Raw genomic sequence first — 12,546 nt, 5'->3', positions numbered from 1 at the left:
CCTACCCCTTATACAACCCATCCAACCGGTCGGCATAACGCTTGCGGATCACATGCCGCCTGATCTTCATCGACGGCGTCATTTCCTCATTGTCGATTCCGAACGGCTCATCCGCCAGGATGAAGCGACGCACGCGCTCGATCACCGACAGGTCGTCATTCACCCGGTCCACCGCCGCGCGTAGCGCCGCCATATAAGCCGGGTTGGCCTCTAAGCCTTCGATCACCCCCTCCTGCGCCGCCGCCCATTCGCGGGTCCATTCGGCGTCGGGCACGACCAGCCCGACCAGATAGGGGCGACGATCGCCATGCACCATCGCCTGGCCGATCTCGCTCTGCAGCGTCAGCATCCCTTCGACCTTCTGCGGCGAGACATTGTCGCCCTTGTCGTTGACGATAAGATCCTTCTTGCGGTCGGTGATGCGGATGCGGCCCTTCGCGTCGAATTCGCCGATGTCGCCGGTGTGGAGCCAGCCGTCCTTCAACGCTTTCTCTGTTTCGGCCGGGTTGCGCCAATAGCCGTGCATGACCAGTTCGCCGCGAACCAATATCTCGCCATCCTCAGCGATCCGTACCTCGACCCCGTCGAGCGGTGGGCCGACCGTGTCCATGGCGATGCCCGCGGCGGGGCGGTTGCAACTGACCACCGGGCCGGCTTCGGTCTGGCCATAGCCCTGGAGCAGGGTCAGCCCCATGGCGTGGAAGAACAGGCCGACGTCCGGATTGAGCGGCGCGCCGCCCGACACCAAGGCCTTTAGCCGCCCGCCAAAGCGCGCGCGGATCTTAGGGACAAGCGTGCGTGAGAGTAGCAGCTTCATCGGCAGGTCGAGCACCGATGTCTTGCCCCCCTGCTCCTTGGACGCGATGCGCAGCGCCTGGGCCAGCAGATAGGTCGGGAATTTGCCCTGCTTCTCGATAGACTTGAGGATGCGGGTGCGCAGCACTTCGAACAGACGGGGGACCACGACCATGATCGTCGGGCGCGCTTCCTCTATATTGGAAGCGAGCTTTTCCAACCCTTCCGCATAATAGATCTGCCCGCCCAGCAGCATGGGGAGGAACTGCCCCCCGCTATGTTCATAAGCGTGGGACAGCGGCAGGAAGGATAGGAAAACCTCCTCCCCCCAGCCGAAATCCTCCGCGACGATCGTTCCCGCGCCCTCCACATTGGCCAGGATCGCGCCATGATGTTGCATCACCCCGCGCGGGGCACCGCCGGTGCCACTGGTGTAGATGATGCAGGCCTGATCATTGCGGGTCGCGGTTTGGGCCGCGGCGATCGCGTCCACGTCGGCAGGATACGCGGCGAGCAAGTCGCTCCACAAATGGCAGGCGCATGTCCCCTGCGCCCCGCGCAGCGGCTCCATACCGATAATGAAGCTGGCCTGCGAGCGGACTACGGCGGGCATCAGCGCCTGCGCCAGCTTGGCGGTCGACACGATCACCGCACGAGCGCCGCTGTCAGTCAGGATATGCTGGTGATCGCGCGTGGTGTTGGTGGTGTAGGTCGGCACGGTGATGCAGCCCGCGGCCATGACCGCCAGGTCGGCGACGCAGAATTCCGGCCGGTTTTCGCTGACCAGCATCACCGGGTCGCCGGGCTTCAATCCCTGCGCCTTGAGCGCGGCGGCGAGCGACGCGACCTGCTGCGCGACCTCGGCCCAGCTTTGGCTATGCCAAGCGCCGCCGCTCTTGTGCCAGAGGAAGGGCGCATTCCCCTTTTCCGCCGCGCGGGCGAAGAACATGGTGACGAGGTTGGGAAATTTCTCGATGGCCCTCAAGGCTCGACTCCTGCGGTTTCCGGCGCATCTGATGCGCGCCTAAGCGTTGGACAAGGCTATAGCTTCGCCCTGCCGTAACGGCCATCGGTTTTGAATGCTCTCCTATTCGAAAAGTCCGTCCTGCGACCCCGCCGGCGGATTGAGGCCCAGATGCTTCCAGCCGGGACCATTGAGACAGCGGCCGCGCGCGGTGCGCGCGATAAGGCCCAGTTGGATCAGATAGGGCTCGACCACTTCCTCGATCGTGTCGCGCGCTTCGGAAAGGCCTGCGGCCAGCGTTTCGACGCCCACCGGCCCGCCGCGATAGATATCGGCGATCATCATCAGGTAACGGCGGTCCATCAGGTCGAGGCCGAGATGATCGACTTCCAGCCGCATGAGCGAAGCGTCGGCGACCTTGGCATCGACGGCGGCGACGCCCGCGACATTGGCAAAATCGCGCACCCGGCGCAGCAGGCGCCCGGCGATGCGCGGAGTACCGCGCGACCGGCGGGCGATTTCCACCGCGCCGTCGGGCGTGATGGCCAGGTCAAGCAGCCGCGCGGCGCGGCGCACGACCAGTTCCAACTCCTCGACGGTGTAGAATTGCAACCGCACCGGGATGCCGAAACGGTCGCGCAGGGGGGTGGTGAGTAAGCCCTGCCGCGTGGTCGCGCCGACCAGGGTGAAGCGCGGCAGGTCGATGCGCACGGATCGGGCGGATGGCCCCTCCCCGATCATCAGGTCGAGCGCGCGGTCCTCCATCGCCGGATAGAGAACCTCCTCGACCGCGGGACTGAGCCTGTGGATTTCGTCCACGAACAGGACGTCCCCCTCGTCCAGATTGGTGAGCAAGGCGGCCAGGTCGCCCGACTTGGCGATCACCGGGCCGGATGTCGCGCGAAAGCCCACGCCCATTTCCTTGGCGACGATCTGCGCCAGCGTGGTCTTGCCCAGGCCCGGCGGGCCAAAGAACAGCACATGATCAAGCGCATCGCCGCGCGATTTTGCCGCCTGAATGAAAATGCGCAAATTTTCGCGCGCAGCCTTCTGGCCGATAAATTCGTCGAGCGATTTCGGACGCAGCGCCGCGTCGACATCCTCGGGACGGCGCGCGGGGGTGAGGAGGCGATCGTCGTCGGTCAATTCGTATGCCCCAAGGCGGCGATAGCATCCATCGCGGAATGAATGACGCGCACGATCAAGATTTCAGTTTCGCCAACATGATACAGCACGCGATGTGGCCGATGCGAAAACACGCGAATGCCGTCCCCATAATCGGGTCTGGCTTCACCTGCTGCCGGATGAGCGCGAAGGAGCGTGAAAATATGTTCAAAGCCTTGCATATGTAACCGAACCGCATCCAGGCCGAACAAATCAAGTCCCCGATCCTGAATGGCGATGAGATCCTGTTGCGCGGCGACCGTAAGCCTGATCTTAGGCATCCGGCAGTCGCGCCATGATCTCTCTCAAGACATCTTCGGGTTCTGCATCGATCACGCCGGAGGCAAACCCTTCCAAAATCTTCCCGCGCACCCAATGCGTGTCATCATCCGCCGCTTCTTGATCGCGCCGGATTAAGTCGCGAACATAGTCAGCTGCATCCGCATATCGACCTTGAGCGAGCCGGGTGTCGACCCATTGTTCAAGCGCCGGCGGCATGGAAACGTTCAGATTTGCCATGGTCAGATCATAAGCCTTTTGCTGTCGCAAGCCAATGTGCTCATCACTTCGCCGCCTTCCGCAAAGCCAGCCGCACCAGCGCGTCCAGACTTGCGTCTTCGCCAAGGTCCGCTTCCGCCGCCGCCACGGCGACGCTGGCCTCATGCGGCTTGAAGCCCAGATTCTGGAGCGCGGACAGGGCGTCGGCGGCGAAGCTGCCGGTCAGGAGCGCCACCACGCCCCCCACGCCGATCGGGCCGCCCGCCGGCGCGGTGCCGATCTTGTCCTTCAATTCATTGACGATGCGCTGGGCGAGCTTCGGGCCGACGCCATTCGCCCGCGCGATCATCGCCTTGTCCCCCATCGCCACGGCGCGGTGTAGTTCCAGCGGTTCGAGCGCGGAGAGGATCGCCAGCGCGACGCGCGAACCCACGCCCTGGACATGGGTGAGCAGCCGATACCAGTCGCGTTCCTCGGCGCGGGCGAAGCCGACCAGGCGGATCGAGTCCGCCGCAACCAGCATTTCGGTATGGATCGTCACCGCTTCGCCGACCGGCCCCAAAGCCGCGAGCGTGCGCGACGACGCGCCGACCAGATAGCCCACGCCGCCCACGTCGATGATGGCGTGGTCGATGCCCGTGCTGTCCAGCAACCCTTTGAGTTTCGCGATCATCTGCCCTGCCCTTCGGCGTCCCGCCCTTTGGTCATGATCTGTTCTTTACAGCCTGTCGCGCCGCGCGCCAGTCAAAAGCGCGGCACCTTTTGCCGTCCCATGCGTAGTGCAGCGCGACTTTCCCTCTCAAGGACCCAAACATGTTGATGACTGCCCCGATGCTTGGCCCCAAGGATTTCGAATTTCCCGCGATCATGCTGTCGGGCGTGGTCGATCATGGCATGTATCTGCATTTCAAGAACTGCCTGTCCACCGCGCCGCAACAGGGGCTGGTCGTGGTCGAACTGTCCACCCTGGGCGGCGACCCGGAGATCGCCCGGCTGATGGGGGAGGATATCCGCTTCCATTCCGAACTCTATCCCGACCGGCGGCTGGTGTTCATGGGGCGCACTGCGGTCTATTCGGCCGGCGCGACCTTCATGAGCTTCTTCGCGGCCGAAAACCGCTATCTGACCCGCGGCACGCGGCTGATGATTCACGAACGGATCATCACCAAGAATATCCATCTCGCCGGGCCGCTGTCCACCTGCATCGCGACGCTGAAGGCGACGCTGAACGAGATCGAATCCTCGATCGCGATCCAGAATGAAGGCTTTGCGAACCTGATCCTGGGGTCGCAGGTGACGATGGAGGAGCTGCTGGAGAAGGCGCCGGAGAACTGGTATCTGGAAGCGAACGAGGCGCAGGCGCGCGGGCTTATCGCGGCAGTGTTATAAGCGCTTGCCAGATGGCATGGCTGCGCCTTTGATGCGCGCCATGCGGTCCCCTCCCCTCTTCCCCTGGCGCTATGGCATGTTTCTGGCGCTGCTGGCCCTGGTCGCGCCGCTGGCCTTGTGGATGCCGTGGCATGAAGCGGTGATGGCGGGGTTCGACCTCGCCGCAATCGCCTTCATGATCTCTGTTGTGCCGTTGATCGATGCTGATGCGGCATCGATGCGGCGCAAGGCGCAGGCCAACGATGCCAATCGCGGGCTGATGCTGCTGCTGACGGGCATCGTCAGTCTGGTGATCCTGGTCGCGGTCGGCGTGGCGATCAGCCAGCATGGCGGGCCGAACGGAGCGATGATTGCGCTATTGTTGGCGACTTTGCTGATCGCCTGGCTCTTTTCCAATCTCGTCTATGCCATGCATTATGCCCATAATTTCTACCTGCCCGACAAGAGCGGCAAAGACCGAGGCGGACTGGATTTTCCGAAGGAGAAGGAACCGGGCTATTGGGACTTCCTCTATTTCGCCTTCACGCTCGGCATGACGTTCCAGACCTCCGACGTATCGGTGACGGCCACGGCGATGCGCCGGACGGTGCTGTTCCAATGCTTGGCGGCCTTCCTGTTCAACCTCGGCATATTGGCCTTCACCATCAATGTGCTGGGTGGCGGCTAGGGCATTTTCCTGCCGCATATTGCGAGCCGTCAGCCGTTCCGACCCACTTCAATATGCTCTAGCCATGTTCCCAGCCCAGCGAGTCAGGCAACGGGATCACAGCGCCGTCGATTATGAGCGTCAGGCCCGATCCTGCCGCGACATGACCGACCGGGATGGCCCGCACCGGCGGCGTCAGCCCGCGCGGCATCGTGAAGAGCAACTCGTAATCGTCGCCCGCCCGCGCTGCGGCGATCTGAACCGCGGTGCTGGCGCCGCGCACCCGTTCCAGCGCCGGGGATAGCGGAATATGGTCGATGGTGATCGCGACGCCGCTGGCCTGGCCCATGCGCGATGCGTCGATCAGCAGGCCGTCCGACACATCCATCATCGCGGTGGCATGGGGCGCGAGCAGCGCGCCTTCGGCCAATCGCGGGCGCGGGCGGCGATAGGCCTCCACCAGCGGGCCGCTCGCCGCCGCATCGGCGCTGGCAAGCACGAGGCCGATGCCCGCATCGCCGACCGGGCCGCTCAGGTAGAGCCGGTCGCCCGGCTGCGCCCCGCTGCGGGTGGGGACCGCGCCGGTCGCTTCGCCGATCGCGGTCAGGCTGTAGCTGCGCGCCGATCCGGTGGGCATCTTGACCGTGTCCCCGCCCAGCAACGGCATGGCGTGGCGGTCGAGCGCCTCGCCCAGACCGGCGATAAAGGCTTCGTCCCACGCATCGTCGCCCGACAGGGCGTAGTTCAGCAGGCAGCCGACCGGCTTCGCGCCCTTGGCCGCCAGGTCGGACAGATTCACCGCCGCCAGTTTCCAGCCGATGTCGGCAGGCGGATCGGTGGGGAGATAATGGACGCCCTCGACCATCGTGTCGCTGGTCAGGATCAGGCGAGTGTCACCGACGGGCAGAATCGCGACATCGTCGGCCAGCCCCTGCGCCGCGGGATCGTTCGCCAGCAGGCGCAGCAAGGTGAGGAAGCGGGATTCGGCGGACATGCGCTATCCTACCGTTCGGGCTGAGCGAAGTCGAAGCCCATCATCGAGCGGAGCGCCATGCCCTCGCCCTTCGCTCAGGACGGCAATTTACTTCCGCACATCCTTCGACACGCCGTCGAGCAGGCCGTTGACGAAACCGGACTCCCGCTTGTCGTAGAAGGCGTGGGCGACATCGACATATTCGCTGATCACAGTGCCGGTGCCGATGTCGGCGCGGGCGAGCAGTTCATAGGTGCCCGCGCGCAGGATCTGGCGCATCGGCTTGTCGAGGCGGTCGAGGCTCCAGCCGCTAGACAGGCGGGCGGCGATCAGCGTGTCGATCTCGTCGCGGCGCTTGTCCACGCCGGTCACGACATCGTCGAAGAACGACTCCTCCGCCGGGGCGTAGGTGACATCCTCGATCGTGGCACCCAGCCGATGCTGGTGGAATTCATGCAGCAGGATATGGACGGGCGTCCCCTCCATTTCGAGCTGATAGAGCGCCTGGACCGCGGCGAGGCGCGCGGCGGAGCGGGATTTGGAGCGATCGTTCATGGGATATCCCTATGTCTTTTTGAGGCGCAGCGCCACCGAAGCGGCGTGGGCGGGCAAACCTTCCGCCCGCGCCAGCGCCACGGCGGCGGGGCCGATCGCGCCGATCGCCGCGGCGTCGAGGCTAAGAAAACTGGTGCGCTTCATGAAATCGAGCACCGACAGGCCCGACGAGAAGCGCGCGCGGCGGCCGGTGGGCAGCACATGGTTCGGCCCCGCGACATAATCGCCTACCGCTTCGGGCGTCATCCGGCCCAGGAACACCGACCCGGCATGGCGGACCTGCGCGAAATAACGGTCGGGATCGTCCACGGCGAGTTCGAGATGTTCAGGCGCAAGGCGATCGACCAGCGGCATGGCTTCGTCCAGGTCGCGGACCAGGATGATCGCGCCATTGGCGTCCCAGCTGGTGCGGGCGACTTCGCTGGTGGAGAGCGTCGGGATCTGGCGATCGACAGCTTGCGCGACGGCGTCGGCGAAGGCCGCGTCGTCGGTGAACAGGATGGACTGGCTGGTCGGGTCATGTTCCGACTGGCTGAGCAGGTCGGCGGCGGTCCATTCGGGATCGTTTCGGCCATCTGCGACGACGACGATTTCCGAAGGGCCGGCGACCATGTCGATGCCGACCACACCATAAAGCTGCCGCTTGGCTTCGGCGACCCAGGCGTTGCCGGGACCGGTGATGACGTCCACCGGCGCGATCCGGTCAGTGCCATAGGCGAGCGCGGCAACGGCCTGCGCGCCCCCGACGCGCCAGATTTCCTCGATCCCCGCAATCTGCGCGGCAGCGAGGACGAGCGGGTTGATCTCTCCACCCGGCGTCGGCGTCACCATGGCGATGCGGCGGACGCCGGCGACCTTGGCGGGGATGACGTTCATCAGCAGCGAGCTGGGATAGGCGGCGCGGCCGCCCGGCACATAGAGACCGGCGGCATCGACCGCGCTCCAGCGGGCACCCAGACGAACCCCCGCGCTGTCCACGCCATCGCTGTCCTGCGGACGCTGTTTTTCATGATAGGTGGTGATGCGCGCGGCGGCGAGTTCGAGCGCGTCGCGCAGTTCCGTCGAGATGCCGTCGAGCGCGGCGCGTGTCTCCGCCGCCGTCACCGCCCAGCCGCTGACGTTCAGGTCATGACGGTCGAAGCGCTGGGTATAATCGGCCAGCGCAGCATCGCCGCCGGCGCGCACGGCTTTGAGGATCGCGGTGACATCGCGCGAGACGTCTTCGTCCGCCTCGCGCCGGTCGTTGACCAGCGCGGTGAAGGCGGCCGCGAAACCGGCGTCGGTGGTGGAAAGGCGGAAAGTCATGCCCGCGTTCCTTGCGCCAAAGCGCCATGTGTTCCCGAGCAGGCGGGAACCCAGTTCCGCCCTCTGGACTGGACTGAAACGAGGCGCGTGACTCGTTTCAGCGCCTGCGCGGGAGCACGGAGCGTTATATCACGCCGCATCCTTCACCCCCACGGCGGCGCGGAACGCCTCCACCAACGGCGAGAGTTCCGCCGAGCGCATCTTGTAGGCGGCGCGATTGACGATCAGGCGGGCGCTGATCTGCATGATGATGTCCGTCTCGACCAGGCCATTGGCCTTGAGCGTCGCGCCAGACGAGACGAGATCGACGATCCGGCGCGACAGGCCGAGCGAGGGGGCCAGTTCCATCGCGCCATTCAATTTCACGCATTCGGCCTGCAATCCGCGCGCTTCATAATAGCGGCGGGTAAGGTGCGGATATTTGGTCGCGACGCGGACATGGCTCATCGCGGTCTGATCCTCGTCGGCAAGGCCGGTGGGTTCAGCGACCGACAGGCGGCAATGGCCGATGTCGAGATCGACCGGCGCGTAGAGTTCGGAATAGTTGAACTCCTCCACAACGTCGGAGCCGACGATGCCGATCTGCGCCGCGCCATGCGCGACGAAGGTCGCGACGTCGAAGGCGCGCACGCGGATGATCGACACGTCCGGCCGGTTGGTGGCGAAGCGCAGCGCGCGGCTTTTCTTGTCGTGAAACTCCGCCTCCGGCGCGATACCGGCTTTGGCGAGCAGGGGCAGCGCTTCATCGAGGATGCGGCCCTTGGGGATGGCGAAGGTGAGCGGGCGAGTCATGACGCGCGGGCCTTACGCGCGGGGGCGTAAAAGGGCAAGGTTTGGGGGGATGGAGAATGACGCGCATCCGCCATATATAACAGTATATGCCCTATAAGCCGCCCCCGGTTTCATTTATTCAATTTCTTGCCAGCGGCGTGGGCTGCATAGCTGCCATCGCCATCTTGCCGGTTTTTCTGATCGTGAAACCGGTGATGGTGCCGTTCGAGAAGCCACGCACCCTCTCACCTGAGGAAGTGATTGGCTATCTGCGCGGCTTTCTGGAGGGAACCGACGGGCCTTGGGACTGGGATAATTTCACCACCCAGCCCGTTGCCAACCCCCGGCTGGACGACATCAGGGAGGGTGGCTGCGCTTGATGTGCCGCTAAGCGAAGCGGATATCGGCCCACTCAAAGCGCTACTTGCCGAAACCGAGGCGATAGCCGCCGCCGATCGTGCCAGCTCTCTGCCATAATTACCGTCATCCCGGCGAAAGCCGTGATCCCGCTTCTTCTGTTGCGCCCGAAGAACAGCGGGATGCCGGGTCAAGCCCGGCATGACGGTGGGAGTGGGGTCAGGCCGCTTCCGCCATCGCCGCCTGCGTGCTGGCGATCCAGCCGCCGCCCAATATGCGCTCGCCCGCATAGAGAACTGCCGCCTGTCCCGGCGCGACGCCATATTCGGGGGCATCGAACAGCAGCCGGTCGCCATCCAGCCGCGCGGGCACGGGCTTGGCCATCGATCGCACCTTGGCGGTCAGCGGCCCGGCAAATTCGCCGCCCAGCCAGTTGATATCGCTCAGCACCGCACCCGATACCGCCAGCGCCGCCCGTGGCCCCACGATCACGCGCTTGCCCGCCGCATCCAGCCGCACGACATAGAGCGGGTCGGGCTGGCCGCCGATATCCAGTCCCTTGCGCTGGCCGACGGTGAAATGGATCATTCCCTTGTGTCGGCCAAGCGTGCGCCCGTCGATATGAACGATGTCGCCGCCCTCGTCCGCGTCGGGACGCAGCTTGCGTACGATCTTGGCATAATCGCCGTCCGGCACGAAGCAGATGTCCTGACTGTCGGGCTTGAGCGCCACCGAAAGACCCAATTCGGCGGCAATCTCGCGCACCTGCGGTTTGGGCAGGCCGCCCAGAGGGAAACGCAGATAGTCCAGCTGCGCCTGAGTCGTGGCAAAGAGGAAATAGCTCTGGTCGCGCGCAGGATCGGCGGCGCGGTGCAATTCCGCGCCGTTCGGACCCTCGACCCGCTGCACATAATGGCCGGTCGCCAGGCAGTCTGCGCCCAGGTCGCGCGCGATCTGGAACAGGTCGGTGAACTTCACCCCCATATTGCACTTCACGCAGGGGATGGGGGTGCGCCCGGCCATATATTCGTCGGCAAAGTCGGCGATCACCGAATCGCGGAATGCGGTTTCATAATCAAAGACATAATGGGCAATGCCGATGCGGTCGGCCACCGCGCGCGCGTCACGGATGTCCTGCCCGGCGCAACAACTGCCGGTGCGGCCGACCGCCGCGCCATGATCATAAAGCTGGAGCGTGACGCCGATGACTTCGGCGCCGGTCTTCGCGGCGAGCGCGGCGACGACGCTGCTATCCACGCCGCCCGACATGGCGACGACGATGCGCCGCTGGGTAAGCGGCTCGGGAAGCTGAAACTGGGGCTGCATGGACGCGCCTATAATGCAGCAGCCGCGGCGGTGCAAAAGTTAACAAAAGGTAGCGCCACTTTGCCCATAATCGGGATGGATCGACGCGAAAGGGAGGCCGGACGAGTCACGAAAGCGGTGTCGAGTTTACCGACCCTTATTCATTACCCTCTACACAGGGGTCATGGATCTGAGTTTCCTTCGGGGTGGCGGGCTGAAGCCTGGCTCCCCCAGACCCTTCAGCCGGCCGCGCGTGCCGGCCTGGCCATTTCTGCGGGCTGCCACGGCAGCAGCGCAGGCGGCCAGTCCGACCGCGCAGGCGGTGGCGGGCGTCCTGCGGGGGCAGGGCGGAAGCGACGACTGGATTCAGGAACTGGCGGGTGTTTTCGCGCCACGTTCCGGCGGCAAGATCGAAGCCGTTCGTCTCGCGGGAAGTTTCAACCCGTTGATCGCGAGCCGTTTAGCCAGGGGGCATGAATGATGAAGGCCGTGTTTACCGTGGGGCTTTAGCCGTTCTTCAGGGCTGATGCAGATAAAGGTTTCACTGCTGAATTCGGTAACGCCAGTGCCGCACTTTGAGGGTAAGAATGATCGAGAACCAGAAAATCAAGCCGACTCAGGTCGTCGGGCCGCTCGGGGAACCCCTTACCCTCGACAGCCTGCCGCCAGCCGACACCACACGCTGGGTGGTGCGGCGCAAGGCGGAAGTGGTCGCTGCGGTGAATGGCGGCCTGCTGAGCGTGGACGAGGCGTGCGCGCGCTATAATCTGACGCTGGAGGAATTCGCCAGCTGGCAGCGTGCGGTCGACCGATCGGGCATGCACGGCCTGCGCGTCACCCGCATCCAATATTATAAGTCGCTGTACGAACGGCAGCAGAAATACTGATCGGCCTGGGCGGGCGACTCCCGCCACGGCTACATAGCGACATGACGAAGGGCCGCCGGATGCAGATCCTGCGGCCCTTCGCCATGTTTTTGGCTTGCATCCGTAACGAACGCGCCAGAACGGCACAAAGCCAAGATGGTTTCCAGCCCGGAATCATTTTTTGCGCCGTGGAACGGGACGCCTTCTCCTCCGTTGAGACAGCACCCAACCCGCTGGGGGCGTGGTCAAGGAGAGTAACATGGGCATTATCTTGTGGCTTATCGTCGGCGGCGTCATTGGCTGGCTTGCCAGCATGGTGATGCGGACCGACGCGCAGCAGGGCATCCTGCTGAACATCGTGGTCGGTATCGTCGGCGCTTTCATCGGCGGCCTGATCTTTAGCGGCGGCTCGATCAACAATGCGGGCCTGACGCTGTACAGCTTCCTGGTGTCGCTGGTCGGCGCGATCATCCTGCTGGCGATCGTCAACCTGGTTCGTCGCGGATCGATGCGTTAACCGCGCATCCCGTACACACAAAAGGGCCGCGCCATGGCGCGGCCCTTTTTTTGTGCGCGGTTCAACGCCGCGCGGCGAAAAAGCGATAGAGCGCCAGTACGGCGATAGCGCCCAAAATGGCGGCGATGAAGCCGGCCCGCTCACCGGGCGCATAGACGCCAGCCAACCGCCCGACGAAGCCGGCCAGCAACGCCCCGGCTATGCCCAGCAATATGGTGACGATACAGCCGCCCGGATCGCGGCCGGGCATGATCAGCTTGGCCAAGGCTCCGGCCAGCAGGCCGATGACGATCCACCCCAGCAAATCCATGGCGCGCTCCTCTCCCGCATGGCATCGCCGCTGCGCCACGACTGGCGGATTCGGCAAGTCAATGTGCGTACATCAACATAGACGAACGGCGCGTCGCACTCCACCCTCCATCCGCCCCGCAATATCGCTTT

17 protein-coding genes are annotated in these 12,546 nt (G+C 64.6%); 6 read left to right on the top strand and 11 right to left on the bottom strand.

The genetic code is table 11. The annotated features are described in order from the left end of the window. Position 1 precedes the first annotated feature (1 nt). From HHL08_RS10350 to ruvA, 5 genes are all read right to left on the bottom strand, one after another. Positions 2 to 1,744 (bottom strand): AMP-dependent synthetase/ligase, encoded by a 1,743-nt coding sequence (locus HHL08_RS10350; RefSeq protein ID WP_169573203.1) that lies wholly within the window; start codon positions 1,742 to 1,744, stop codon positions 2 to 4. Between the two features lie 138 nt (positions 1,745 to 1,882). Beyond that, positions 1,883 to 2,905, bottom strand: a complete 1,023-nt coding sequence (ruvB, locus tag HHL08_RS10345; protein ID WP_169572908.1) for a Holliday junction branch migration DNA helicase RuvB — start codon at positions 2,903 to 2,905, stop codon at positions 1,883 to 1,885. After that, positions 2,902 to 3,204, bottom strand: a complete 303-nt coding sequence (locus tag HHL08_RS10340; protein WP_169572906.1) for a type II toxin-antitoxin system RelE/ParE family toxin — start codon at positions 3,202 to 3,204, stop codon at positions 2,902 to 2,904. The genes ruvB and HHL08_RS10340 overlap by 4 nt, the downstream gene beginning before the upstream one ends. After that, entirely contained in the window at positions 3,197 to 3,442 is a 246-nt protein-coding gene (locus tag HHL08_RS10335) for a ribbon-helix-helix domain-containing protein (RefSeq protein WP_206377813.1), read from the bottom strand. The genes HHL08_RS10340 and HHL08_RS10335 overlap by 8 nt, the downstream gene beginning before the upstream one ends. Positions 3,443 to 3,485: 43 nt before the next feature. After that, positions 3,486 to 4,094: a Holliday junction branch migration protein RuvA gene (gene ruvA, locus HHL08_RS10330; RefSeq protein WP_169572904.1), complete on the bottom strand. Its 609-nt coding sequence runs from the start codon at positions 4,092 to 4,094 to the stop codon at positions 3,486 to 3,488. 140 nt (positions 4,095 to 4,234) lie between these two features. Between ruvA and HHL08_RS10325 the strand changes: the two genes are divergently transcribed. Both HHL08_RS10325 and HHL08_RS10320 read left to right on the top strand, forming a co-directional pair. After that, the gene (locus tag HHL08_RS10325; RefSeq protein ID WP_169572902.1) at positions 4,235 to 4,810 is read left to right on the top strand and encodes a Clp protease/crotonase-like domain-containing protein; all 576 of its coding nucleotides are present in this window, start codon (positions 4,235 to 4,237) and stop codon (positions 4,808 to 4,810) included. Positions 4,811 to 4,850: 40 nt separating this feature from the next. Further along, positions 4,851 to 5,477: a DUF1345 domain-containing protein gene (locus tag HHL08_RS10320; RefSeq protein WP_169572900.1), complete on the top strand. Its 627-nt coding sequence runs from the start codon at positions 4,851 to 4,853 to the stop codon at positions 5,475 to 5,477. A 58-nt stretch (positions 5,478 to 5,535) separates the two neighbouring features. Here the strand turns inward: HHL08_RS10320 and thiL are convergent, their stop codons facing one another. From thiL to hisG, 4 genes are all read right to left on the bottom strand, one after another. Beyond that, positions 5,536 to 6,450 (bottom strand): thiamine-phosphate kinase, encoded by a 915-nt coding sequence (gene thiL, locus HHL08_RS10315; RefSeq protein ID WP_169572898.1) that lies wholly within the window; start codon positions 6,448 to 6,450, stop codon positions 5,536 to 5,538. A gap of 87 nt (positions 6,451 to 6,537) precedes the next feature. Continuing rightward, the gene (gene nusB, locus HHL08_RS10310; RefSeq protein WP_169572896.1) at positions 6,538 to 6,984 is read right to left on the bottom strand and encodes a transcription antitermination factor NusB; all 447 of its coding nucleotides are present in this window, start codon (positions 6,982 to 6,984) and stop codon (positions 6,538 to 6,540) included. Between the two features lie 9 nt (positions 6,985 to 6,993). Next, complete coding sequence (hisD, locus tag HHL08_RS10305) at positions 6,994 to 8,289, bottom strand: histidinol dehydrogenase (protein WP_169572894.1); 1,296 nt, start codon at positions 8,287 to 8,289, stop codon at positions 6,994 to 6,996. A 129-nt stretch (positions 8,290 to 8,418) separates the two neighbouring features. Continuing rightward, entirely contained in the window at positions 8,419 to 9,081 is a 663-nt protein-coding gene (hisG, locus tag HHL08_RS10300) for an ATP phosphoribosyltransferase (RefSeq protein WP_169572892.1), read from the bottom strand. Between the two features lie 86 nt (positions 9,082 to 9,167). On the opposite strand from hisG, the gene HHL08_RS10295 reads away from it, so the two are divergent. Beyond that, the gene (locus HHL08_RS10295; protein WP_169572890.1) at positions 9,168 to 9,440 is read left to right on the top strand and encodes a hypothetical protein; all 273 of its coding nucleotides are present in this window, start codon (positions 9,168 to 9,170) and stop codon (positions 9,438 to 9,440) included. Between the two features lie 196 nt (positions 9,441 to 9,636). Here the strand turns inward: HHL08_RS10295 and mnmA are convergent, their stop codons facing one another. Further along, the gene (gene mnmA / locus HHL08_RS10290) at positions 9,637 to 10,743 is read right to left on the bottom strand and encodes a tRNA 2-thiouridine(34) synthase MnmA (RefSeq protein WP_169572888.1); all 1,107 of its coding nucleotides are present in this window, start codon (positions 10,741 to 10,743) and stop codon (positions 9,637 to 9,639) included. Positions 10,744 to 10,906: 163 nt separating this feature from the next. Between mnmA and HHL08_RS10285 the strand changes: the two genes are divergently transcribed. The 3 genes from HHL08_RS10285 to HHL08_RS10275 all read left to right on the top strand — a co-directional run bounded on the left by HHL08_RS10285 (position 10,907) and on the right by HHL08_RS10275 (position 12,105). Continuing rightward, positions 10,907 to 11,203, top strand: a complete 297-nt coding sequence (locus HHL08_RS10285; RefSeq protein ID WP_169572886.1) for a hypothetical protein — start codon at positions 10,907 to 10,909, stop codon at positions 11,201 to 11,203. Between the two features lie 106 nt (positions 11,204 to 11,309). Next, positions 11,310 to 11,609 (top strand): CtrA inhibitor SciP, encoded by a 300-nt coding sequence (sciP, locus tag HHL08_RS10280; protein ID WP_169572884.1) that lies wholly within the window; start codon positions 11,310 to 11,312, stop codon positions 11,607 to 11,609. 238 nt (positions 11,610 to 11,847) lie between these two features. Beyond that, the gene (locus HHL08_RS10275; RefSeq protein WP_169572882.1) at positions 11,848 to 12,105 is read left to right on the top strand and encodes a GlsB/YeaQ/YmgE family stress response membrane protein; all 258 of its coding nucleotides are present in this window, start codon (positions 11,848 to 11,850) and stop codon (positions 12,103 to 12,105) included. Positions 12,106 to 12,166: 61 nt separating this feature from the next. On the opposite strand, the gene HHL08_RS10270 is transcribed toward HHL08_RS10275, so the two are convergent. Continuing rightward, on the bottom strand, positions 12,167 to 12,415 hold the full coding sequence (locus HHL08_RS10270; protein WP_169572880.1) for a GlsB/YeaQ/YmgE family stress response membrane protein: 249 nt from the start codon (positions 12,413 to 12,415) through the stop codon (positions 12,167 to 12,169). Between the last annotated feature and the right edge of the window lie 131 nt (positions 12,416 to 12,546).

The organism is Sphingobium psychrophilum, assembly GCF_012927105.1.
Taxonomy (GTDB): Bacteria; Pseudomonadota; Alphaproteobacteria; order Sphingomonadales; family Sphingomonadaceae; genus Sphingobium; species Sphingobium psychrophilum.
This window is presented reverse-complemented; position numbering and strand designations above follow the sequence as displayed.